The 21,068-nt window shown below is 64.6% G+C and carries 22 protein-coding genes; 3 read left to right on the top strand and 19 right to left on the bottom strand.

Annotated features, from left to right (window positions below; all coding sequences use genetic code 11):
• Nucleotides 1-12: 12 nt before the first annotated feature.
• From tatC to M1D93_RS09820, 15 genes are all read right to left on the bottom strand, one after another.
• Nucleotides 13-807 carry a twin-arginine translocase subunit TatC gene (gene tatC / locus M1D93_RS09890; RefSeq protein WP_461174900.1) on the bottom strand — a complete coding sequence of 265 codons (795 nt, stop codon included), beginning with the start codon at nucleotides 805-807 and terminating at the stop codon, nucleotides 13-15.
• 48 nt (nucleotides 808-855) lie between these two features.
• On the bottom strand, nucleotides 856-1,128 hold the full coding sequence (tatA, locus tag M1D93_RS09885; RefSeq protein ID WP_461174899.1) for a Sec-independent protein translocase subunit TatA: 273 nt from the start codon (nucleotides 1,126-1,128) through the stop codon (nucleotides 856-858).
• 26 nt (nucleotides 1,129-1,154) lie between these two features.
• Entirely contained in the window at nucleotides 1,155-1,508 is a 354-nt protein-coding gene (locus M1D93_RS09880) for a hypothetical protein (RefSeq protein ID WP_461174898.1), read from the bottom strand.
• 10 nt (nucleotides 1,509-1,518) lie between these two features.
• Nucleotides 1,519-3,522, bottom strand: coding sequence for a helix-turn-helix transcriptional regulator (locus M1D93_RS09875; protein WP_461174897.1), 2,004 nt, complete (start codon nucleotides 3,520-3,522; stop codon nucleotides 1,519-1,521).
• 106 nt (nucleotides 3,523-3,628) lie between these two features.
• The gene (locus M1D93_RS09870) at nucleotides 3,629-4,024 is read right to left on the bottom strand and encodes an FKBP-type peptidyl-prolyl cis-trans isomerase (protein ID WP_066275847.1); all 396 of its coding nucleotides are present in this window, start codon (nucleotides 4,022-4,024) and stop codon (nucleotides 3,629-3,631) included.
• Nucleotides 4,025-4,098: 74 nt separating this feature from the next.
• Nucleotides 4,099-5,061 (bottom strand): FKBP-type peptidyl-prolyl cis-trans isomerase, encoded by a 963-nt coding sequence (locus M1D93_RS09865; RefSeq protein ID WP_461174896.1) that lies wholly within the window; start codon nucleotides 5,059-5,061, stop codon nucleotides 4,099-4,101.
• 112 nt (nucleotides 5,062-5,173) lie between these two features.
• Nucleotides 5,174-6,538 carry a Pup--protein ligase gene (gene pafA, locus M1D93_RS09860; RefSeq protein WP_461174895.1) on the bottom strand — a complete coding sequence of 455 codons (1,365 nt, stop codon included), beginning with the start codon at nucleotides 6,536-6,538 and terminating at the stop codon, nucleotides 5,174-5,176.
• Nucleotides 6,539-6,546: 8 nt separating this feature from the next.
• On the bottom strand, nucleotides 6,547-7,257 hold the full coding sequence (gene prcA / locus M1D93_RS09855; RefSeq protein WP_461174894.1) for a proteasome subunit alpha: 711 nt from the start codon (nucleotides 7,255-7,257) through the stop codon (nucleotides 6,547-6,549).
• 1 nt (nucleotide 7,258) lies between these two features.
• On the bottom strand, nucleotides 7,259-8,080 hold the full coding sequence (gene prcB / locus M1D93_RS09850; RefSeq protein WP_461174893.1) for a proteasome subunit beta: 822 nt from the start codon (nucleotides 8,078-8,080) through the stop codon (nucleotides 7,259-7,261).
• 81 nt (nucleotides 8,081-8,161) lie between these two features.
• Entirely contained in the window at nucleotides 8,162-8,365 is a 204-nt protein-coding gene (locus M1D93_RS09845) for a ubiquitin-like protein Pup (RefSeq protein WP_015937113.1), read from the bottom strand.
• An 84-nt stretch (nucleotides 8,366-8,449) separates the two neighbouring features.
• Nucleotides 8,450-10,123: a depupylase/deamidase Dop gene (gene dop / locus M1D93_RS09840; protein WP_461174892.1), complete on the bottom strand. Its 1,674-nt coding sequence runs from the start codon at nucleotides 10,121-10,123 to the stop codon at nucleotides 8,450-8,452.
• Nucleotides 10,120-11,871: a proteasome ATPase gene (gene arc / locus M1D93_RS09835; RefSeq protein WP_461174891.1), complete on the bottom strand. Its 1,752-nt coding sequence runs from the start codon at nucleotides 11,869-11,871 to the stop codon at nucleotides 10,120-10,122. The genes dop and arc overlap by 4 nt, the downstream gene beginning before the upstream one ends.
• 82 nt (nucleotides 11,872-11,953) lie before the next feature.
• The gene (locus M1D93_RS09830; RefSeq protein ID WP_461174890.1) at nucleotides 11,954-13,018 is read right to left on the bottom strand and encodes a tRNA (adenine-N1)-methyltransferase; all 1,065 of its coding nucleotides are present in this window, start codon (nucleotides 13,016-13,018) and stop codon (nucleotides 11,954-11,956) included.
• 98 nt (nucleotides 13,019-13,116) lie between these two features.
• The gene (locus M1D93_RS09825) at nucleotides 13,117-14,283 is read right to left on the bottom strand and encodes a site-2 protease family protein (protein WP_461174889.1); all 1,167 of its coding nucleotides are present in this window, start codon (nucleotides 14,281-14,283) and stop codon (nucleotides 13,117-13,119) included.
• A complete protein-coding gene (locus M1D93_RS09820) occupies nucleotides 14,280-15,017 on the bottom strand; it encodes an HAD family hydrolase (RefSeq protein ID WP_461174888.1) in 738 nt (245 codons plus the stop codon). Before M1D93_RS09820 ends, M1D93_RS09825 begins: the two co-directional genes overlap by 4 nt.
• 150 nt (nucleotides 15,018-15,167) lie before the next feature.
• Here M1D93_RS09820 and M1D93_RS09815 point away from each other — a divergent pair, with 150 nt between their 5' ends.
• Nucleotides 15,168-16,073: a PAC2 family protein gene (locus M1D93_RS09815; protein ID WP_461174887.1), complete on the top strand. Its 906-nt coding sequence runs from the start codon at nucleotides 15,168-15,170 to the stop codon at nucleotides 16,071-16,073.
• A gap of 78 nt (nucleotides 16,074-16,151) precedes the next feature.
• Here the strand turns inward: M1D93_RS09815 and mshC are convergent, their stop codons facing one another.
• Complete coding sequence (gene mshC, locus M1D93_RS09810; RefSeq protein ID WP_461174886.1) at nucleotides 16,152-17,429, bottom strand: cysteine--1-D-myo-inosityl 2-amino-2-deoxy-alpha-D-glucopyranoside ligase; 1,278 nt, start codon at nucleotides 17,427-17,429, stop codon at nucleotides 16,152-16,154.
• 15 nt (nucleotides 17,430-17,444) lie between these two features.
• Nucleotides 17,445-18,278, bottom strand: a complete 834-nt coding sequence (locus M1D93_RS09805; protein ID WP_461174885.1) for an undecaprenyl-diphosphate phosphatase — start codon at nucleotides 18,276-18,278, stop codon at nucleotides 17,445-17,447.
• A gap of 52 nt (nucleotides 18,279-18,330) precedes the next feature.
• Between M1D93_RS09805 and M1D93_RS09800 the strand changes: the two genes are divergently transcribed.
• Nucleotides 18,331-19,266, top strand: coding sequence for an aldo/keto reductase (locus M1D93_RS09800; RefSeq protein WP_461174884.1), 936 nt, complete (start codon nucleotides 18,331-18,333; stop codon nucleotides 19,264-19,266).
• Nucleotides 19,267-19,303: 37 nt separating this feature from the next.
• Here the strand turns inward: M1D93_RS09800 and M1D93_RS09795 are convergent, their stop codons facing one another.
• Nucleotides 19,304-19,576, bottom strand: a complete 273-nt coding sequence (locus M1D93_RS09795) for a hypothetical protein (RefSeq protein WP_461174883.1) — start codon at nucleotides 19,574-19,576, stop codon at nucleotides 19,304-19,306.
• A 40-nt stretch (nucleotides 19,577-19,616) separates the two neighbouring features.
• Between M1D93_RS09795 and M1D93_RS09790 the strand changes: the two genes are divergently transcribed.
• On the top strand, nucleotides 19,617-19,850 hold the full coding sequence (locus tag M1D93_RS09790; protein WP_104043961.1) for a DUF5703 family protein: 234 nt from the start codon (nucleotides 19,617-19,619) through the stop codon (nucleotides 19,848-19,850).
• 47 nt (nucleotides 19,851-19,897) lie between these two features.
• On the opposite strand, the gene M1D93_RS09785 is transcribed toward M1D93_RS09790, so the two are convergent.
• A complete protein-coding gene (locus M1D93_RS09785) occupies nucleotides 19,898-21,058 on the bottom strand; it encodes an acyl-CoA dehydrogenase family protein (protein WP_461174882.1) in 1,161 nt (386 codons plus the stop codon).
• Nucleotides 21,059-21,068 lie beyond the last annotated feature (10 nt).

Here is a 21,068-nt window from a genome sequence, read left to right as displayed (position 1 = left end):
CCTAATAGGAGCTTAGAGGTTCTTCAGCTCACTTCCCGGAGTGGCGATGTCTGCTGTGGCATCAGTTTCGGCCAGGCGCTTGGCTTGGCGGCGTTCCCTGCGCTTGTCATTCATGAGGCAGATGCCGATGGCTGCGAAAAACAGCACCAGCAGCGGGCCCGCGAGCATGAACATGGAAATGGCGTCGGCGCCCGGGGCAGCTATGGCAGCAAGGACGAACACCAGGAACACGGTGATCCGCCAGGCCTTGAGGATGGTCTGGCCGGAAATGACGCCGGCCATGTTGATGCCCACCAGCACTACCGGGACCAGGAAGGCGATGCCCAGCACCAGGACCATCCGGGTCACGAACTCAATGTAGGTACGGGCATCGATGACGCTCGAGGATCCCTCGGGCGTGAACTGGGTCAGTGCGTGTACCACCTGCGGCACCACAAGCCAGCCTGCCCAGATACCTGCAAGAAACAGTGGTACGGCCGCGGCCATGTAGCCCAGGGTGTACCGGCGCTCCTTCGAGGTGAGTCCGGGGGTGATGAAGGCCCACAGCTGGTAGATCCAGATCGGGCTCGAGATAACCACGCCGATCAGGAGTGACATTTGAAGCTTGAAGTCGAACGGCGAAGCGATGCTTCCGAAGTTGATCGCGGCCAGCCCGCCGGTTTGCTCCGAGATGCGGGTCACCGGTTCCGCCAGTGCCTTCAGCAGCGGATCGTAAAGTATCCATCCCCCGATGCCGCCGATGACGACACCGATGGCCGACTTGATCAGCCTGTTTTTCAGCTCTTTGAGGTGGTCCCAAAGAGCCATCCGCCCCTCGGGGTTGGCTTTACGGGCCCGCGACAGTGCCACTGGGGGTCAGGCGCGGTTCGACGGCGGAACGTCAGTGCCGTCTGTCGGCTCGCCGGGGGTTGCCTTAGGGTGGTTGACGATCGTGCCTTCCACCGGACCGGAGGCGTCAGTGGAGTCGGTCTTGCCGTCGTTCTTCATTTCCTTGACCTCGGATTTGATGATCCGCATGGACTGGCCGAGGCTGCGTGCCATGGCAGGAAGTTTGGGCGCGGCAAAAAGAAGCAAAGCGACAACGATGATAATTACGATGGGCCAGGGGCCATCAAAGAGTCTTCCCACGGGAAATCCTTTCGTCTCAATACATTTTACTTCGAGGTGAACTCCAGATCGCCCAGCGCCTGCGGCTGACCCCGGTCCGTCTTGCGCTGCACTCTCTTGAGGCGGCGTTCTTCCCGTCGGAACGACTTGGATGCCTCGTAATCATGTCGCATGACGGTCGGGGAGGCAAAAACCGAAGAACCTGGCTGCGGCCTGGCCGGATCCCGGGCTTCGTCCGGCTGCTCGACGGGGCCCAGGTGCCCCAATTTTTCACCGGCTGCCCCCAGGTCCTTCATGGTCGCCATGAACTGCCGGAACAGTCGGATGCCCAAAAGGACATAGAGGAGCAGCGAGAGCGCAACGAGCGCCACCCATATCAGGATCCAGGACCACCAAGGCATGCTGAGAAGTCTAGCCGCCGTACCTGGCCAGGGACGCCGCCAGCCACGTGCGGGCTGCGTCGGCCAGCTCCGTGGGCGCCAGGATGCGGGCGGAACCGCCATGCTGGGCCACGAACATCGGAAGCCATGCGGTGTTGCCGAACCGGATGTCAGCTACCAGCCCGCCGTCGTCGAGCTCTGCCGTACGTTCGGCGTAATAGTCCGCAGCCAGCCCCCTCCCCTGCCGGGTGAGCTGGACGGTGACGGTTGTATCGTCATCCCTGGCCGTGAAGAGCTTCGCCGGGACCCCCTTGGCAGGGGTGGTCCCGGCCGGCACGGGCCGCCCGTTCGGGTGGGTGTCCTGGATGCGGTCCAGCCGGAAGTTCCGCAGCCCTTCCACGGAATGGCAGTAGGCCTCGACGTACCAGATGTTGTCCAGCGAATAAAGGCGGAGCGGGTCAACGTCCCGCTCCGAGACGCTGTCCCGCTGCGGGGCGAGGTAGGTCAGGCGCAGCTGGGACCCCGACTCGATGGCCTGCCGTACTGTGGCGTGCGTTGCGGCATCTGCCGGGGCGACCTCCGGCCCGGCAAGTGAAGCTGCCCGGAGCCCCTCCTCGCCGGCGGCGGCCAGGAGCTTGAGCGTCACTGATTCCAGGGCGCCGCCCTCTGCCACCTCCGGCAGGCCGTTGAGCGTCTCCAGGCCGGTCAGGAGGGCACAGGCTTCCTCCACGGTGAAGCGGACGGGTTTGGTCAGGTCCAGGTCCTGGGTGATGTAGACGTGGTCGTCCTCCCACTGGATGTCCAGCAGGTCATCGGGGTATCCCTCCGGAAGGCCTGAACAGATGAGGATTTGCAGATCATCCTCGAGTTCCTTCCTGCTGACGCCGAAGCGATCCGCGACTTCCTGGATGTGCAGTCCCTGGTTGTGCACCAGGAAGGGCACCAGTTGGAGCATCCGCTTGAGCTGGTCCTCCGAGGTCCGCGCGCGGGCCGGCCGGGCGGGAGCGGTCCCGAACCGGTATGCGGGAACAGGGGCGGCGCTGAATGTTGCTGCGGCGCGAAGCCTGCGCCGGACGGCGTCGACCAGTTCGCCGGGAGCCACGGCGAGGGCGTCAGGGCCGTAGGAAGCGAGCTCTTCTGCCAGGACCTGCGGGTCCCGGTACTGTACGCTGATCCGCTCGTAGCCCGCTTCCGGCTGGCTTGCGGCGCTGCCTTGTGCGTCGTCGGACGCAACGTCCTGTACCGCAGCTCGGCGGCGGAGTGCCAGCAGGCGCCCTTTCAGCACGTCCACGACGGCGGTGCGCAGCGGCAGCTCCGGCAGGCGGTCCAGCTCCTGGCGGATGTTGAAGTCGCGCGGAGGCGTGAATTGCTCCCGTTCGAGGGTGGCCACCGCGCTGGTGAAGCGGGACAGCCGGAAATGGCGGGGTGCCTTCCGGGCCCTGTCATAGCCCGCGAGGTACCAGTGTCCGAAGCGGCTTCCCAAACCCCACGGCTCAACCGTCCGTTGTTCCTCTGTTCCGGTACTGCCGGCTAAGTAGGTAAACGTGACGGGGTGCTTGGCGTGCATCGCCGCAACAAGGTCGTCGAAGGCCTGGCCGGCGGGTTTGATCCGGGGCTGGACCCCTGCGGGCAGTTGGACGTCGGCCATCGCGCCGGACGCCTGGAGCTTCCGCAATGCGCTCTGGGCGGCGGTGCCCAGCGCTGCGCGCTCCCACAGTTGGGAGGCGAGAAGTAGTACTGTCCACTCCTCCGGCCCGAGCTGGACGTCCGGCAGGCGGTTGGATTCTTTACCGATCCGGTAGCGGGTGGTGGCGGGATCGTCCTCGCTCCAGCCCATGTCGGTCAGCGTTTCGACGTCGAACCCGAACTTGCGAAGATCGCTTTTGTCCCGTTCGAACATGCGGCCGAAGGATGCCTCGTTGCCGGGGGTGTCGCGGTAGATCGTGTCGCGCAGCTCACTGCGGCGCAGGCCGTACCTCGTGTTGAGCAGGGCGATCAGGAGGTTCAGGAGACGTTCAGTACGGGATGCGGACACCCTCGTTACGTTACTAAACTCCACGCCATAACGCAGAAGCGCAGCAGCAACAGGATGTAGTGGTTCTGTTGCTGCCGCGCCCCGGCGTCGGATGGGTACAGCTGGGTCAGCGGACGCCCACGAGGTCAACCACAAAGATCAGGGCTTCGTTGGGTGCAATGGCTCCGCCGGCGCCACGGGAACCGTAGGCAAGCTCGGAGGGGATTTCCAGGCGGCGGCGGCCGCCTACCTTCATGCCCAGGAGGCCCTGGTCCCAGCCCTGGATGACCTGTCCGACTCCCACCCGGAAGTCCAGCGGCGCGCCGCGGCCCCAGGAGGCGTCGAATTCCTCACCGGTGGACCAGGCAACTCCGACGTAGTGGGTGGAAACGGTGTCTCCGGCCTTGGCTTCGCGGCCGTCCCCCTCGATGAGGTCGGTGATGACGAGTTCTGTGGGGACGTCGCCCTCGGGGAAGTCGATCTCGGGCTTCTGGCGGTCAAATTCCCGCTGTCCAAAAGACATGGTTGCTCCTTGGTGTCCTGTAGGTGGTGTGCTTCTTGATGCCTCGGCGGGGGCCGGGCCTGTTGCCATTGTTGCTACTTGGCTCCGAGGATGTCCACTACGAAGACAAGATCGCCCTTGGCTTCGCCCTGGCCGGCGTCGCCGTAGGCCAGGTCCTTGGGGATGACCAGCAGGACGCGGGAGCCCACGGTCTTGCCGGCCAGGCCCTGGGTCCAGCCCTTGATGACGCCGGTAAGCGGGAAGGAGGCGGGTTCGCCACGGTCGAAGCTCGAGTCGAATTTCGTTCCGCCCACCAGGGTGACGCCCACGTAGTTGACGGTCAGGGTGTCGGATTCCTTGACGGTGGCGCCGTTGCCCTTGATGAGGTCCTGGGAGACGAGCGCGGTGGGTGCTGCCACTCCTTCGACGGAGATCTCGGGGATGCCGTCCTTCTCAGTTACGGTGGGCAGGCCAGCCGGCGGGGTGACGGTCTCTCCTTCGGGCTTCTCAAGGACAGGAGCCACGTCGGTGGCCGAGAGGATTTTGATAATGAGCAGCTGTGTGGGCTGTGCTGCGGCGGACGGGCCCGGGCTGGCACCGTCGGAGGGGCTGGGTGCGGCTGCGCCCTGCTGGCCCGGTACGGCGAGTGCAAGGCTGGAACCTACTTTTGCGCCAACAAACGCGTTGTAGATGACCTCGCTGCCGGTCTTCAGCTCCTCGTTGAGTTCCAGGGGTTCGGGCTCGTTGGGGAACGTGTCCTCGAGCGTTGACCCGTCGGCGCCGTTCAGGGCGAGGATGGAGATGTTGGCGATCTGGTTCGCCTTCACCCGGTCGCCGTTGCCCTCGGTGACCACTTTGATGCTCGGTTCTGCCACTTCCAGGGGCTTGGCGAACTCCACGCCCGGAGCTTTTTTGTCCCCGTTGTCGGTCAGTTTGAGGGAGTCGAACTTTGCAGTCTCGCCAGCGGACTTGCTGGTGGGTTCCGGCTCTGCCGTCGAACCGCCGCAGGCGGTCAACAGCAGCAAGGCGGGAAGAAGGATTGCTAGTAGTCGGCGCACGTAAGAGAACTTTCGTCGGGGCAAGATGGAGGCGGTGGTCCGCAACTTGGCGGGCGGCACCGCGGCAGGACCTTTAAAGGACCCTATCCAGAATAGCCCGTGAAGCTGGGTGTCAGCCCATAGAGTCCAGAAGGGCATCCACGCGATCATCGACGCTCCGGAAGGGATCCTTGCACAGAATGGTCTGGTGTGCCCGGTCGTTCAGTTTCAGGTGCACCCAGTCCACCGTGTAGTCCCGGCCCAACTCCTGTGCCCGCCGGACAAAGTCTCCGCGCAGTTTCGCCCGGGTGGTCTGCGGTGGCGCGTCGACAGCGTCCTTGATAACCGTGTCATCGACGATCCGCCGGACTGCCCCGCGGCCCTGAAGCAGGTAGTAGAGGCCGCGGCTGCGGGAGATGTCATGGTACGTCAGGTCGAGCTGCGCTATCCGCGGCGCGTCCAGGCCGAGCCCGTGGCGTTCCCGGTAGTTGTCCATCAACTTCTTTTTAATGGCCCAGTCAATCTCGGTGTCGATGCTGCGGGTGTCGCCGCTTTCAATGGCCTTCAATGTACGTTCCCAGAGGTCCAGGATCACCGGGACGTGGGGGTTGTGGGCGCCGTGCTCTTTGACGAAGGCAGTTACTTTGGTCAAGTACTCCTGCTGGATCTCCAGCGCCGTGAGCTGGCGTCCGTTGGCAAGGCGCACCAGTGCCCGGCCGCTGAGGTCGTGGGAAATTTCGCGGATGCTGCGGATGGGGTTTTCCATTCTCATGTCCCGCATGATGACCCCGGCCTCTATCATCCTCAGGACCAGGTCAACCGTGCCCACCTTCATCAGCGCCGTGGCTTCGGACATGTTCGAATCGCCGACGATCACATGCAGCCGGCGGTAGAACTCGGCATCCGCGTGCGGTTCGTCACGGGTGTTGATGATGGGCCGGGACCGCGTGGTGGCCGAGGAGACCCCTTCCCAGATATGGTCAGCCCGCTGGGAGAAGGCGAAGGTGGCCCCGTGCGGGGTCTTGAGGATTTTCCCGGCGCCGGCGATGAGTTGGCGGGTGACCAGGAAGGGAATCAGGATCTCGGCCAGCCGGGAAAATTCACCGCGGCGGGGAATCAGGTAATTCTCGTGGCTGCCGTAGGAGTTCCCGGCGGAGTCCGTGTTGTTCTTGAACAGGTACACCGTGCCGTTGAAGCCCTCCGCCGCGAGGCGGGCCTGCGCCTCGTCCACGAGGTCGTCGAGGATCAGCTCTCCGGCACGGTCGTGGGAGATCAACTGGGCGAGGTCATCGCACTCGGCCGTCGCGTATTCGGGGTGGGATCCGACGTCAAGGTACAGCCTGGAGCCATTGGTGAGGAAGACGTTGGATGAACGGCCCCAGCTGACCACCTTGCGGAAGAGGTACCGGGCCACCTCCTCCGGGGCAAGAGGCCTCGAGTCGGGGCTGGAATACGAAATCCCGAATTCCGTTTCGATACCGAAGATTCTCTTGTCCATGTTTCCTCCTAGGCCAGCAGTGCAGTGATGTCTGCGTCGTCAAGCCGGCGGAAGGCACGCCGCGAGCCCCGCGAGCTCTCCGAAGATCTGTCCAGGACGGCAACTTCCACGGCCTTTACAGGCAATGCTTTCGGCTGGTCGCCGGTCTCAGCCGCGGGAACCAGTGCGGCCATGGCAAGCCGCAGGGCGTCCGCAAAGCTAAGCGAACTGCGCCAGCCCTCCTCTATGGCAGAGGAAACTTTGTCTGCCTGGCCGCCCATCACGACGAACTGGTGTTCGTCGGCAATGGAACCGTCAAAAGTCAGGCGGTAGAGATGGTCCTCGGCCTGGGTGGGACCTACCTCCGCTACTGCGAGTTCAACCTCAAATGGCTTCTGCTCGGCGGTGAAGACCGCGCCGAGGCTTTGTGCATAGACGCTGGCGAGGCCGCGGGCTGTAACGTCCTCGCGGTCGTAGGAGTAGCCCCGGACATCCGCATACCGGACCCCGGCCTGCCGGAGGCTTTCGAATTCGTTGTATTTGCCGACAGCCGCGAAGGCGATCTTGTCGTAAATCTCGCCGATCTTATGCAGGGACGGGGAGGGGTTTTCGGCCACCAGGGCGATGCCGTCCGCGCAGCTGATGACCGCAACTGACCTGCCCCGGGCTATTCCCTTCCGCGCGAAATCCGCGCGGTCCTTCATCAGCTGCTCTGGCGATACGTAAAACTGCTGGGTCATCTCAGGCCTCCCGTCCGGCGTTGGTGCGGGCCTCGATGACATGTCCGGCGGCGGCCGCGAGCACGTTCTCGGCTACCCGCCGTGCACCGGACCTGTCCACCGTGTAAATGACCGGCCAAAGCTTCCGGACGGTATCCGGTCCGCCGGTGGCGGAATCGTCGTCGGCAGCGTCGTAGAGGGCTTCGACGGCGACAGACACGGCTTCAGCCTCGCTCAGGTTTGGACGCCACAGCTTTTTGAGTGCGCCGCGGGCAAAGACAGAACCGGAGCCGACCGTATGGTGCTCGTGTTCCTCGTACCTGCCCCCGGTGACGTCATAGGAAAAAAGCCTTCCCACGCCGGCACTGGTGTCGAAGCCGGCAAAGAGCGGCACCACGGCGAGTCCCTGCATGGCGAGGGGCAGATTGCCGCGGATCATCGCTCCCAGCCTGTTGGCTTTGCCCTCCAGGCTGAGGAGGGTGCCCTCGATCTTCTCGTAGTGTTCCAGTTCCACCTGGAACAGCCGGGTAAGGTCAATGGCTATCCCGGCAGTGCCGGCGATTCCCAGGACGGAGTAGCGGTCAGCGGGGAAGACCTTCTCGATGTGCCTGCTGGCAATCACGTTCCCCATGGTGGCCCGCCGGTCCCCCGCCATCAGTACCCCGCCGGCGTAGCTCATCGCCACAATGGTGGTGGCATGCGGAACCTGCAGCGGCGGGGTCCCGGGCGCGGCGCCCTGGAATCCCCTGTTGTACGGCAGGAGTTCTGGCCGGTCCCGCTGCAGATGTTCCGTAAAGGACGAGGTGGCGTTGGCGGCTACCTGGTTGGCGGTTGATTCCTGCACTCATGCACTCCTTGAACGTGGTTCTTCAACATCTGTACAGATTCCGGCCGTCCGCGGCTTCCGCCACCCACCGGGTCCGGGTTACTGGCCGCCTTTTTGGACGAAGGCGCGCACGAACTCCTCGGCGTTGGATTCGAGCACTCCGTCGATCTCGTCGAGGAGGTCATCCACGCCTTCGGTTGATGCTGATGCCTGCGCTTCAGGCGGCGCCGGCGGGGCCTCGGGAATGTCCTCGTCGACCTGGCTGTCGCGCGATTGCGGCTGCTGCTGCTCCTGGCCTGCCATTGTTACCTCTCCCTTTCCTGCCGTCGGATCCGGCGGATCCTCCGATATGCCAATCCTGCCACGATGCGGGCCTTCCGGCGCGGTTTATGCCGCAGGCGGAGCGGTGTTGTGTCCCAGGAGCTCCGCGAGGAACGGACCCGCTTCCCGGTAGCGATCAAACAACGCTCCGGTCAGGGCTTTGGTTCCCCGGAGGGGTTCCCGGGTGGGCACGCGCTGAAGCCTGCCGTAGCCCGGGACGTCGAAGATGACCGAGTCCCAGCTGGCCCCCACGACGTCCTTGCCAAAGCTGCTGATGCACTTGCCGCGGAAGAACGCGCGGGTGTCCGGCGGCGGCTCGCCCACCGCGGCTGCTATGGCGCCGTCGTCGACAATCCTGTCCACGCGGTTCCTGGCCAGGAAGCGGTAATAGAGGCCTTTTTCGGGCCTGATGTCGGCCCACTGAAGGTCAACCAGCCCAAGCCGGGCGTCGTTCCACTCCAGGCCGTCGCGTTCCCGGTAGCCCTCAAGGAGCGAGAGCTTCGCGACCCACTCCACCGAGCGGGCAGCGGCTGCGCGGTCGCCGTCCAGCTGGGTGAGGACGGTGGCCCACCGGTCCAGGACGTCATGGGTATGGCCATCGCCGTCCATGGCATCGCCGACCCCGGTGTCCTGCGCCAGCTTTGCCGCGGCTTCGTGGTACATCCATTGGAGGTCAAGGGCTGTGACACGCCTGCCGTCCAGCAGCCGAAGTGACGCAGTGAGGGAGGTGTCGTGGCTGACGGTCTGCAGGGCCGCAACCGGTTCGTAAACCTCAATCTTTGGCGCGAGCCCCGCTTCGATGAGGCTGAGGACCATGGCCGTAGTCCCGAACTTCAGGTAGTTGGAGACCTGGCTGAGGTTGGCATCACCGATGATGACATGCAGGCGGCGGTATTTGTCGGCGGTGGAGTGCGGCTCGTCGCGGGTGTTGATGATGGGACGCCGGATGGTGGTTTCGAGGCCCACTTCGGCTTCAAAAAAATCAGCCCGCTGGCTGATCTGGTAGCCGGGGGTGGAAGCGTCCTGCCCGATCCCTACCCGGCCGGACCCGCAGAGGATCTGCCGGCTGATGAAAAAGGGCGTCAGTCCGCGGACAATATCCCCGAACGGAACGGAGCGGGGCATGAGGTAGTTCTCGTGGGACCCGTAGGACACCGATTTGTTGTCGGTGTTGTTCTTGTACAGATTGACCGGCGGCAGGTCGGGGTCTGCAGCCAGCCGCCGCACGGTTGCCAGCGCCACGAGGTCGCCCGCGGCGTCCCACTTGACGGCGTCACGGGGGTTCGTCACCTCCGGGCTTGAATACTCCGGATGGGCGTGGTCTACGTACAACCTGGCCCCGTTGCCCAGGACCATGTTCATCAGGAGGGTGCCGGACTCGTCCTGCCCGTCGAGTTCCAGTTCCTCCCGGCCATAGGCCAGCGCAACAGCTTCCGCGTCCAAAACCGGCGGCTGGTCGGTCAGCTGGCTGGGGTGGGCGGATCCCCTGTCCACCGTCCAGCCCCGGGCGTCATGGAGGGGTTCCTCGTCCGTGTAGTCCCACCGGGTTTCGGCCCCGCCTGCGGCACGCTGGCGCGTTACCTGGGCGTAGGCCTGGACCACCCTCGCGCTCATCATGGTGGCGTTCGCCGACGGGGCGGTCGGTGCATGGATGCCGTATTCGGTTTCTGCTCCCATGACCCGCAAGGCCCCGCCCACGGGGAGGCCTCCCCCGGCGGCGGGTTCCGGCGCAGCCGTCATAGATACTGCCCTGTGCTCGGCATTGTTTCGATCGACTTTCCAGGCTCCTGGCCGGCCTTGCCCTGGACGATGGTGCGGATGTAAGTGATCCGTTCACCCTTCTTGCCGGAGATCCGCGCCCAGTCGTCTGGATTGGTGGTGTTGGGCATGTCTTCGTGTTCGCGGAACTCGTCCACCACGGCGCGCAGCAGGTGCTCGATCCGCAGCCCCTTCTGATGCGTGGTCAGCAGATCCTTGATGGCGTACTTTTTCGCCCGGTCCACCACGTTCTGCACCACGGCGCCGGAGTTGAAGTCCTTGAAGTACAGCATTTCGGTGTCACCGTTCGCGTACGTGACTTCCAGGAACTCGTTGGACTTGTCCGTGGAGTACATGGCTTCCACCGTCCGCTGGACCATGGCGTCCACAGTCGCCTGGACGTCGCCGTTGTGCTCGGCGAGGTCGGACTCGTGGAACGGCAGGTCCGGAGTGATGTACTTGTTAAAGATGTCCGCAGCAGCCTCGGCATCCGGGCGGTGGATTTTCACTTTGACATCCAGGCGGCCGGGCCGGAGGATCGCTGGATCGATCATGTCCTCGCGGTTGGACGCGCCGATCACGATGACGTTGTCCAGCCGTTCCACGCCGTCGATCTCGCTTAGGAGCTGGGGCACGATGGTTGTTTCGACGTCGGAGGAAATCCCCGTACCGCGGGTGCGGAACAGCGAATCCATCTCATCGAAAAACACCACGACGGGGCTGCCGTCTGATGCCTTTTCCCGGGCGCGGGAGAAAATGAGCCGGATGTGGCGCTCCGTTTCGCCCACGTACTTATCCAGGAGCTCAGGGCCTTTGATGTTCAGGAAGTAGCTTTTCAGGTCCACGTTTCCGGAGCGCTCCGCTGCACGGGCGGCAAGCGAATTGGCGACGGCCTTGGCGATCAGGGTTTTACCGCAGCCGGGAGGGCCGTAAAGCAGGATGCCCTTGGGCGCCTTCAAACCGTGTTCCCGGTAAAGGTCCGGGTGCAGGAAGGGCAGTTCGACGGCGTCGCGGATCTGTTCGATCTGCGGCCCCAGCCCGCCGATGTCTTCGTAGGTAATGTCGGGGACCTCTTCCAGCACCAGGTTCTCCACCTCGGACCTGGGAACTTTTTCCAGGGCGTAGCCGGTCCTCGAATCGATGGAGAGGGCATCGCCCACCCGGAGCTTTTCGGCCAGCAGCGCACCGGAAAGCCGGACCACCCGCTCCTCATCGGCCCGTCCCACCACGAGGACGCGATCCGAGCCAAGCATCTCCTTAAGCGTGGCCAGTTCGCCTGCACGCTCATACCCGAGGCCGGCGACGACGAGAAGCGCCTCGTTGAGGAGGACTTCCTGGCCCACCGCCAGCTGGTTGATGCTCACCAGCGGGCTGATGCCCACGCGCATTTTCCGGCCGGCGTTGAAGATGTCCACTGATTCTTCAGTGGCCGCCTGCCCGCTGTTGCCCGGCGAAGGCTGCCTCCGCGGGTTCAGCTGGAGAATGGTGCCGAAGCTGTAGGGAGGTTGTCCTTCCTGGTCCAACGCGTTCTTTAGCCGGAGAATCTCGGCTTTCGCGGCCTCGAGCATCGTGACCAGCTTGGTATTGTTCTGCGTTGCCGCAGCCAACTGCCGGTCGATGTGCCTGAGCTTGTCCCGGAGGATGTTGACCTGGCGGTCGGCAACCGAGAGGTCGTTGGCGGCAGACTGCTCTGCCGGTGTACGTCCGGAGTCCTGGTTTGGCGTCTCCATGATGTATCAGCCCCTTCCTGCGCTTCTATTAAGACCTTAGCCCCAAGATGGCAGGTAGGGTGGGAGACTCCCGAAATATGGACTAGTTCGTGATGTCCGGCGTGTCCTTGACGTTCGTGCCCGCGATGGCATCGCGGGCGGCGCGCCGAAGCTTTTTGTCGGAGACCAGCCGTTCCCCCACGGCACCCGGCGTCCAGGCGTTGACGTCCTCTTCGTTGAAGTCAGTCTTCGAGGGGCGCCGCTTGACGGAGATGCCAGTGACGCCGTCGGCCAGCCGGCGCGTGACCAGCAGGAAGCCGGTGTGGGCCACCATGCGGTGGTCGGGGCGGACGGCGAGGCCCTCGAGGTGCCAGCCGCGGACCATGGACTCCCAGGCGTCGGGCTCGGTGAACCGGCCGTCGGCGCGGATGGCCTCCGCTGTCCTGGAGAGCTGGGTGACCGTTGCCACGTAGTTGATCCATACGCCGCCCGGGGCCAGGACCGTAGCCACGGCATCGAGGCATTCCCACGGCGCAAGCATGTCCAGGACCACCCGGTCCACGGAGCCGGGCGCCTCGCTGCGCACAACCTCCTCCTGGAAGTCGCCAAGGGAGATCTGCCAGGCAGGGTGCGGGCCGCCAAAAATTGTCTCCACGTTTCCACGGGCGATGTCCGCGAATTCTTCACGCCGTTCAAAGGAGTGCAGGTAGCCGTTGTCTCCCACGGCGCGGAGCAGCGAGATGGAGAGGGCACCGGAGCCGACTCCCGCCTCCACTACCCGGGCGCCGGGGAAGATGTCGGCCATGGTGACGATCTGCCCGGCGTCTTTGGGGTACACCACAGCCGCACCGCGGGGCATGGAGAGGACGAAGTCAGAGAGCAGCGGGCGCAGGGTCTGGTACTGCTGGCCAACGTTGTTGACGACCACAGAGCCGTCAACCTTGCCGATGATGTCATCGTGGTTCAGGAAGCCTCGGTGGGTGTGGAAAGCGCCGCCGCTTTCGAGGGTGATGGTGTTCATCCGCCCCCGCTCGTCGGTCAGCTGGACGCGTTCGCCTTCCCGGAAGGGGCCGCGGCGACGGGCAGCTCCCACCGGCTGCGAGCCGCTGGCGGCAACACCCGACCGGGCTGCTGCTGTGGCTTCGTTGACGGCAGTTTCGCTGCTCATGATTTTCCTCGCTCCTGTAAAACTGTGGTGCCCCCGCGTCGAAGTCCCCTTAAGACATTGTGGCTTCTGCGGCGGCAATGCACGACCGGCAGGTAACTCTACCGGTTCCTGCCCTGCGGATGCCTACCGGATTGCTGCTGCCTGCCCGTGATGGCGGACAGAACTGCGTCCTGGGAAAGCAGCCCGGTCACCTTGCCGTTGTGGTCCACCACGGCGTATTCCCGTCCTTCGAGCTGGGACAGGAAGTGGAGAAGTTCCTGCCCTTTCGACCATTCCGGCACGTAGGCGCCGGCGGCAAGGGCATAGGAGACAGCCGTTACAGGGGTTGACCCGGCGGCAGCGGCCGGGACCGAAGCCAGCGCAGCAGGATCGACCACGGCTTCGGGCCTTCCGTCAGGGCCGTAAACCACCACCGACGTTGGGCCCGGCGCACCAAGCCGGAGAGCGTCCTGCACCGACGCCGTGGACGGCAGCCCGACGGCGGGCGTCGAAAGCCCTGCAGCACTGACCAGGTGGAGCCGACCGCGCAGCGTGCCCTGCTGAATGGCGGCAGAGGCACCGAGCCACAGGAATCCGCCCACCAGGACGGTGATCATAAGCAGGCTGAACTCGGGCGAGTCACCGGCAAGCAGCGGCCGGAGGATGAACCAGTACCCGAGCGCAACCACGATGAGGCGGCCGCCCCAACCTGCTGCCACGGTCCCTTTGGCTTGGCTGCCCGTGGCCTTCCAGACGGCGGATTCCACCAGCCGGCCTCCGTCCAGCGGGAGCCCCGGGAGGACGTTGAACACGGCGATGAGGAAGTTTGCCCACATAAAGATGTTGGTGAGGATTTCGGCGACGCTGCCAAGCGGGGCACCGGTCAGAAGCAGCCAGGCGCCGGCGGCCAGGACAAAGTTGGCGGCGGGGCCGGCGAGGGCCACCAGGACGGACCGGCCCGGGGTGGCGGTAAAGCTCTCGAACTGCGTGTGCCCGCCCCAGAGGTTCAGCACGATTTTCTGGGTGGGCCACCCGTAGATCTTCGCCGTCAGGGCATGGGCCAGTTCGTGGACCAGGACGGAGACGAGCAGCAGCACGGCGTAGGCGAACGCGATGACGTAGGCGCTGGCGCCAAGGGCAGGGTTGTTCCGGCCAAGTACCGGCCCGTAAACAATCACGGTGAAGGCGGCGATGACGAACCACGAATAAGCCAGGACAACAGGAACACCGGCAATCCTGCCCAGCGGAATTCCCTCGCGCCGGACCGGAGCCGCTGTCTCAGTCATGGGAGGTCTCCAAGGACTACGGCCGGTATGACCGCGGACGGCGCCGAGGAGCGGGCCACTACCAGGTCCTCGAGATCAGCGAGGGACCGCCCCGCCAGCGACTCCCACAGCGTGTACCGCCCGTCCTGGGGCAGCGGGACGATATGGGGAATGGCAACGGTGGCCACTCCTGACGCCACAGCCGCCGCCACTCCCGGTTCCGAATCTTCCAGCGCCACGCAGTGGTGCAGGGCCAGGTCCGGGTCCTCGTCCTGGAGCAGTTCCACCGCTTTCAGGTACGCCTCCGGGTGGGGCTTTCCCTGCGCAACGGTATCCCCGGTGACCACCACTTCGAAGTACGGCCGGGGCAGGCTGGCCACCACCTCCCGGGCCAGCGGCCCTTCGGACATGGTTACCAGGGCGCATCTCACACCGGCAAGGTGGAGGTTTTCCAGGAGCTCCCGGGCACCCGGACGCCACGGCACCTGCTGCCTTACGGCGGCCACCACTTCGGCGGTGAGGGTGTCAATGATTTCGCGGATCTCAAGATCGACGCCGGCCTGCTGAAGGAGGCCGGCGGAGAACGTCAAAGACTGGCCTACGAGCTGCATGGCCTGCTCATGGGACCAGCTTCCGCCGTGGGCTTCCACAAGCGCATGTTCAGCCGCTATCCAGTAGGGCTCCGTATCCACGATGGTGCCGTCCATGTCCCAGAGGACGGCTTTGAGCGGGGAACTGGTGGTTGGCAGTCGCATGCCCCCAGTCTACGGGGGCTGCCTGAACGGGGGCTGTGGCTACGCCCTCGGCGAATACGGCAGCGTTTGCTGCCTTGTCGGGGGAACCGGACGCATTTTTCGGCGCTTCATTCAATGCAAGACCCCGCTCCTTGGACGTAGGGTGAAGAAATGAATAGCTTCGAGGGAGACACCACCGAACCGGGTGCCGGACCCGCCAGTGAGCGCTTCCTGCAGCCTGTGGCTGACGGGCAGCGCGTCACAGTGATGCTGGCCGCCTTTGAAGGCTGGAACGATGCCGGAGAGGCTGCAAGCGACTCGCTGCGTTATCTCAACAAGCTGTGGGGCGGAAAGAAAGTGGCGTCCATAGACGCCGACGAGTACTACGATTTCCAGTTCACCAGGCCCACCGTGCGCAGGAATGCTGCCGGGGAACGCAAAATCAAGTGGCCCTCAACGCGGATCTACAAGGCCAGTGCACCCGGCTCGAACGTGGACGTCATTTTTGTCCAGGGCACCGAGCCGTCCTATAAATGGCGGGCCTACACTGCAGAACTCCTGGTGCATGCCGAAGCACTGAACGTTGACTATGTTGTCCTGGTGGGCGCCCTGCTGGCGGATGTTCCGCACAGCCGGCCCATCCCGGTGAGCACGTCCTCGGACGACGCGCCGCTGCGGGAGCGCATGAACCTGGAAGCGTCCCAGTACGAGGGCCCGGTGGGAATCGTCGGCGTTCTCTCCGAGGTCTCGCTCCTGGCGGGCATCCCCACCGTCTCGCTCTGGGCCGCCGTCCCCCACTACGTTGCCCAGGCGCCGTCGCCGAAGGCGCAGCTGGCCCTCCTCCACCGGATAGAGGAGCTCCTCCAGGTCCCACTGGACACCCATGAACTGGCTGAGGAAGCTGACGCGTGGGAGCGGGGCGTTGACGAACTGGCCACCGAGGACCCGGAAATCGCCGCCTATGTCCGGCAGCTAGAGGAAGCAAAAGACACCGCGGACCTTCCGGAAGCAACAGGCGAGTCCATTGCCCGCGAGTTTGAGCGTTACCTCAAACGCCGCGGCCAGGACAGGCCCTAAGCACGCCGCACCGCCGGCGTGCTCAGGGCCTGTTTTGCAGTCCCGCCGGGAGGCACTCCCTGGCGCCGGGCGGTCCGGTTAGAGACGGATTCCGAGGAGGGCGTCGACGGCGTCCCGCACCAGCGCCTGGTCCTGCCCGCTCGGTGCGCCCCCGGCAGAGTTTGCCTGCCGTGCCCAGCGGGAAACTGCGGCAACGGCAGCGGGAGCGTCAAGGTCCGACGCCAGCACGGCGCGCATCTCGGCGATAAGGGCAGGGGCGGAGTCTGCAGGCGCATGAGCCAGTGCGCTTCGCCATGCTGCCAGGTCTGACTTTGCGGCCTCGAAGCCTTCCTGCGTCCAGGACCAGTCCGAACGGTAGTGGTGGGCGAGGATGGCGAGCCGGATGGCTGCCGGGTCCTCCCCCGCGGCGCGCAGCTTTGATACCAGCACCAGGTTGCCCTTGGACTTGCTCATCTTTTCGCCGTCCAGCCCCACCATTCCGGCATGGGCGTAGTGCTTGGCAAGCGGGACACCTGCGAGGGAGAAGGCATGGCCGGCACCCATTTCGTGGTGCGGGAAGATCAGGTCTGAGCCCCCGCCCTGGACGGTAAAGGGCGAGGGCAGGTACTTCTGGGCGATGACCGTGCACTCGATGTGCCAGCCGGGCCTGCCGGCTCCGAGGCTCCCGCCGGGCCAGCTGGGCTCGCCGGCCCGCTCCACCCGCCACAGCAGCGGGTCCAGCGCCTGGCGCTTCCCGGACCGGCCGGGATCACCGCCGCGTTCGGCGAAGAGCTCCAGCATTTCGCTTTCGGCGAGGCCGGAAATGGATCCCAGGGACCAGGCGTCCGGCGACGCGGACTGCTTGCCTGCTGCCTCGACGTCGTAATAGACATCCCCGTCCGGCTCGCCATTGGTGCCCCGAACCCTATAAGCCAGCCCCAGGCTGACCAGCCGCTCCACCTCCGGCACGATCAGGGAAATGGATTCGACGGCGCCCACGTAGTGGTCCGGCGCGAGGACATTGAGCGCTTCCATGTCCGTCTGGAAAAGTTCGATCTGGCTTGCCGCGAGGTCCCGCCAGTCCACCCCGGTGGCCGTGGCTCGTTCCAGCAGCGGATCATCGACGTCCGTCACATTCTGAACGTAGGAGACCTCATGGCCGGCATCCCGCCACACGCGGTTGAGGAGGTCGAACGCCACGTAGCTCGCAGCGTGGCCCATGTGCGTCGCGTCGTACGGTGTGATGCCGCAAACGTACATGGAGGGCCGGACGTCCGTTTCCAGGGCTACCTCCCGGCCAAGAGCGGTATCGAACAACCGGACGGCCGGCATGCTGCCGGGCACGTCGGGAACAGGGCGGGAGATCCAGGATTTCACACGCCAAGCCTAGTGCTAGGCGCTGATGACATTGAAACCGAGAAGGAGGTACAGGGCCAGGCCCAGGAAGATCCGGTACCAGACGAACAGGCGGTAGCTCCGGGTGGAGACGAACTTCAAGAACCAGCCGATGATGACGTAACCCACCACCAGGGCGATCACCGTGGCCAGGGCTGTCTCGGGCAGCCCGTAGGGGCCGGTGATTCCCTCCTTGGACACAGTCTTGTAGAGCTGGAAGAGCCCGCTGCCGAATACGGCAGGAATGGCCAGCAGGAACGAGTAGCGGGCCGCCGCTTCGCGGGTGTAGCCCATCAGAAGCCCTGCGGTGATGGTGCCGCCGGACCTGGAAACGCCGGGGATAAGCGCCATGGCCTGGGCAAAGCCGTAGAGGATGCCGTGCTTGTACGTCAGCCGGCTCAGGTCCCGTTCCTGCTTGCCCACTGCGTCCGCCACGGCAAGGAACAGGCCGAACACAATCAGCATGGTGGCCACGAGCCACATGCTGCGCAGCACTGATTCGATCTGGTCCTGGAACAACAGGCCCAGGACAACGATCGGCAGGCTGCCCAGGATGACAAGCCAGCCCATCCTGGCGTCAGGGTCCTGCCGGGAAACTTTTCCGGCAAGGGAACCGGCCCACGCCTTGACGATCCGGACGATGTCCCGCCAGAAATAGATGACTACCGCTGTTTCGGTGCCCAGCTGGGTGATGGCGGTGAAAGCTGCTCCGGGGTCGGCGGCGTTGGGCAGGAACTGCCCCACAATCCGCAGATGGGCGCTCGATGAAATCGGTAGAAATTCGGTCAGTCCCTGCACAAGGCCCAGCAGGGCCGCCTCAATCCAGTTCACGCTAAGACCCTACGGCATGAGCAGTGCTGGTTCTGCCCGTAAGCTTGCTGCTATGCAGCAGCGTTACGTCGGCAACAGTGGATTGCGGGTTTCCGCCCTTTCCTTAGGCACCATGTCCTGGGCCGGCGAGACCGACGAACAGGACGCCGCCGAGTTGCTGCGGACCTTCCTGAATGCCGGCGGACGGCACCTTGATACGGCTGCCTCCTACGCGGATGGACGCTCGGAAGCCATGATTGGCTCGATGCTGGGCGACGTGGTTGCCCGCACGGAGATTTCCATTTCCACGAAAGCAGGAATGACGACGCCGGATGGCCGGCGGGGTGTGGACACGTCACGCAACGCGATGCTTACCGGACTGGAGGCAAGCCTGGCAAGGCTCGGAACTGACTACGTGGACATCTGGTTTGCGCAGGCCTGGGATGGCAACGTGCCTTTGGACGAAACGCTGTCCGCGTTGGAGTTTGCCGTACGTAGCGGCCGGGCCCGCTATGCCGGCGTCTCCAACTTTAACGGCTGGCAGACGGCCAAGGCCGCGGCGGTCGCAGGATTTCCCCTGGTGGCCGCCCAGGCCGAATATTCATTCCTGCAGCGCCGGCCTGAAGCGGAGCTGATTCCGGCGATTGAGGATGCGGGCCTGGGCCTGATGGCGTGGGGACCCCTGGGCCGTGGGGTGCTGACCGGAAAGTACCGGGGCAGCATTCCGGCCGGATCGCGGGGAGCGTCCGCCACCGAAGCCGGGTATGTTGAGCCCTACCTTGACGGGAAAGCGTCCAGGACAGTCGAGGCTGTGTGCATGGCGGCGAAGGGGCTGGGCCGGACGCCGCAGGACGTGTCCCTGAGCTGGTTGCTTTCCCAGCATGGTGTCGCGACGGCGATCGTCGGCCCGCGTACGCCTGCGCAGCTCAAGGAGATTGTGGATGCCCAACTGACGCCGCTGCCGCCGGAGATAGCCTGCGCCCTGGAGGACGCTTCAGCACTCCAGTAGGTCGTTTGCGGCTCGGCGTTCAGCGGTGCTGCGCCGTTCAGACGTTGCGGTCCTCGACGATTTCGAGGTCCTCGTCATCCACGTCGCTTTCCTCTTCCCCGTCGTCTTCGTCATCGAAGACCTGAAGGGGCGTGACCTCGTTGTAGGCCTCGTAGAGTGCGTCCTCGTAGACTTCAAAAGCATCGGCTACTGCGAAAAACGCCGCCTCCACGGAGGGGTCACCATCTCCGCGGCGGTTGGATGCTGCTATAAGGTGTTCTTCCAAAGCGGTGGTCAAGGACTGAAGCGCGACACGCGGATCGATGCTCATGCCTTCACGTTAGCCGGAAAAGGACGAAAATGGAGAGCAAATGAAGGAACAATTTCTCACCAGCTCGGTCCAGCGGGAACGGGACTATGCGAAGCAGTACGAGTACCTTGTACTGACGGTCAGCCCTGTCGATTCACTGCACGAAGCCAGGCGCCGCCTGGTGGAACACTCCGAGTACGGCAAGTGGGAGCTGCAGCGCAGCAAGCTGTACGTGGGCGGCGGCAGGCGGTTCTGGCTGCGCCGCCGCGTGATGCAGGTCCAACGGACCGTCTAGAAAACTTGGATCCAGCGGACCCTAGTAAACGGCGTCCAGCGGACCGCCTAATCCTCCAGGGGCCCCAGCCAGGCGGTGGCCACCGTGTTGTGGGCTGATTCGTCGTCGGACGGATGGAACATCCCGGCCAGAACGTCCCGGTAGAGCCGTTCGAGCTCTGATCCCCGGAAGTAGCTGGATCCGCCGCTGACGCGGATGGCGAGGTCTACAACGCGGCGTGCGGTCTCCGTGGCATTGACCTTAAGGCCCACGAGTTTCGGGAACCACTGCGCACCGTGATCGGCGAGGGCGTCGACGTCTGCCGCAACCGAGGCCAATTGCGGGTACAGGTTGTCCATGGCCATCGCGGCCTCCGCCACCTTCCAGCGGATGTCCGGGTCCTGGGCGTAGCTCCGTCCACCGTTTTTGAAGGAAGTCCGGCGTTTGACGGTTTCGACGCCCACCTCCAGTGCCCGCTCCCCCACTCCCGTGTAGACGGCGGCCAGCAGCGTTTCGAAGCACGCGAAGATGGCGAAAATGAGGGGATCGCGGTTGGGTCCGACGGGAAGTTTGCGGAAGATCCGGCTTTCGGGGACGTGGACGCCTTCCAGCACCGTGGTGTTGGACTGGCTGGCCCGCATTCCCAAGGTGTCCCAGTCGTCCACAATGTTGTAACCGGGCGTGTCACGGGTGATGAAGCCGTGGACGAGTTCACCGTCGCCATTTCCGGCGGAGTGGTCTTTTCCGAAGATACCCAGCCTGGTCCACGCCGGGGACAGGCTGGTGAAGATTTTTGTACCGGTGAAGGTGTAGCCGCCGCCGGGCTGCGGCTCGGCGACGGTGCGCGAGTCGAACAGGACTGCATCGTTGCCTGCTTCAGAGTTGCCGAAGGCAAAGATTTCGCCCTGGGCGGCTTCCTTGAGGACAAAATCCAGGGTGTTGTCCCCTCGTGCCTGAAGGACCTGCGCGACGCCGGTCCACACCAGGTGCATGTTGACGGCCAGGGCGGTGGCGGGCGCCGCCGTTGCCAGCCTCCGCTGGCACTGTGCCGCCGCTTCCAGCCCAAGCCCTTTCCCGCCGTCGGCCGCCGGGACAAAAAGCTTCAGGTAACCTGCCTCGGCGAGTTCCCGCAGGTCCTCGTGAAAGAACCCGTTATCGCGGTCGTATCCGGCGGCCCGGCCGCGGATCCGTTCCACAAGGGCGTCCGGCAGGACTTCTTCCGGCAGCATGGCAGCGTGC

It is taken from the genome of Arthrobacter sp. Z1-9, assembly GCF_054792695.1.
The sequence above is the reverse complement of the archived record's forward strand: the minus strand, read 5'-3'. Positions and strand labels throughout refer to the sequence as shown.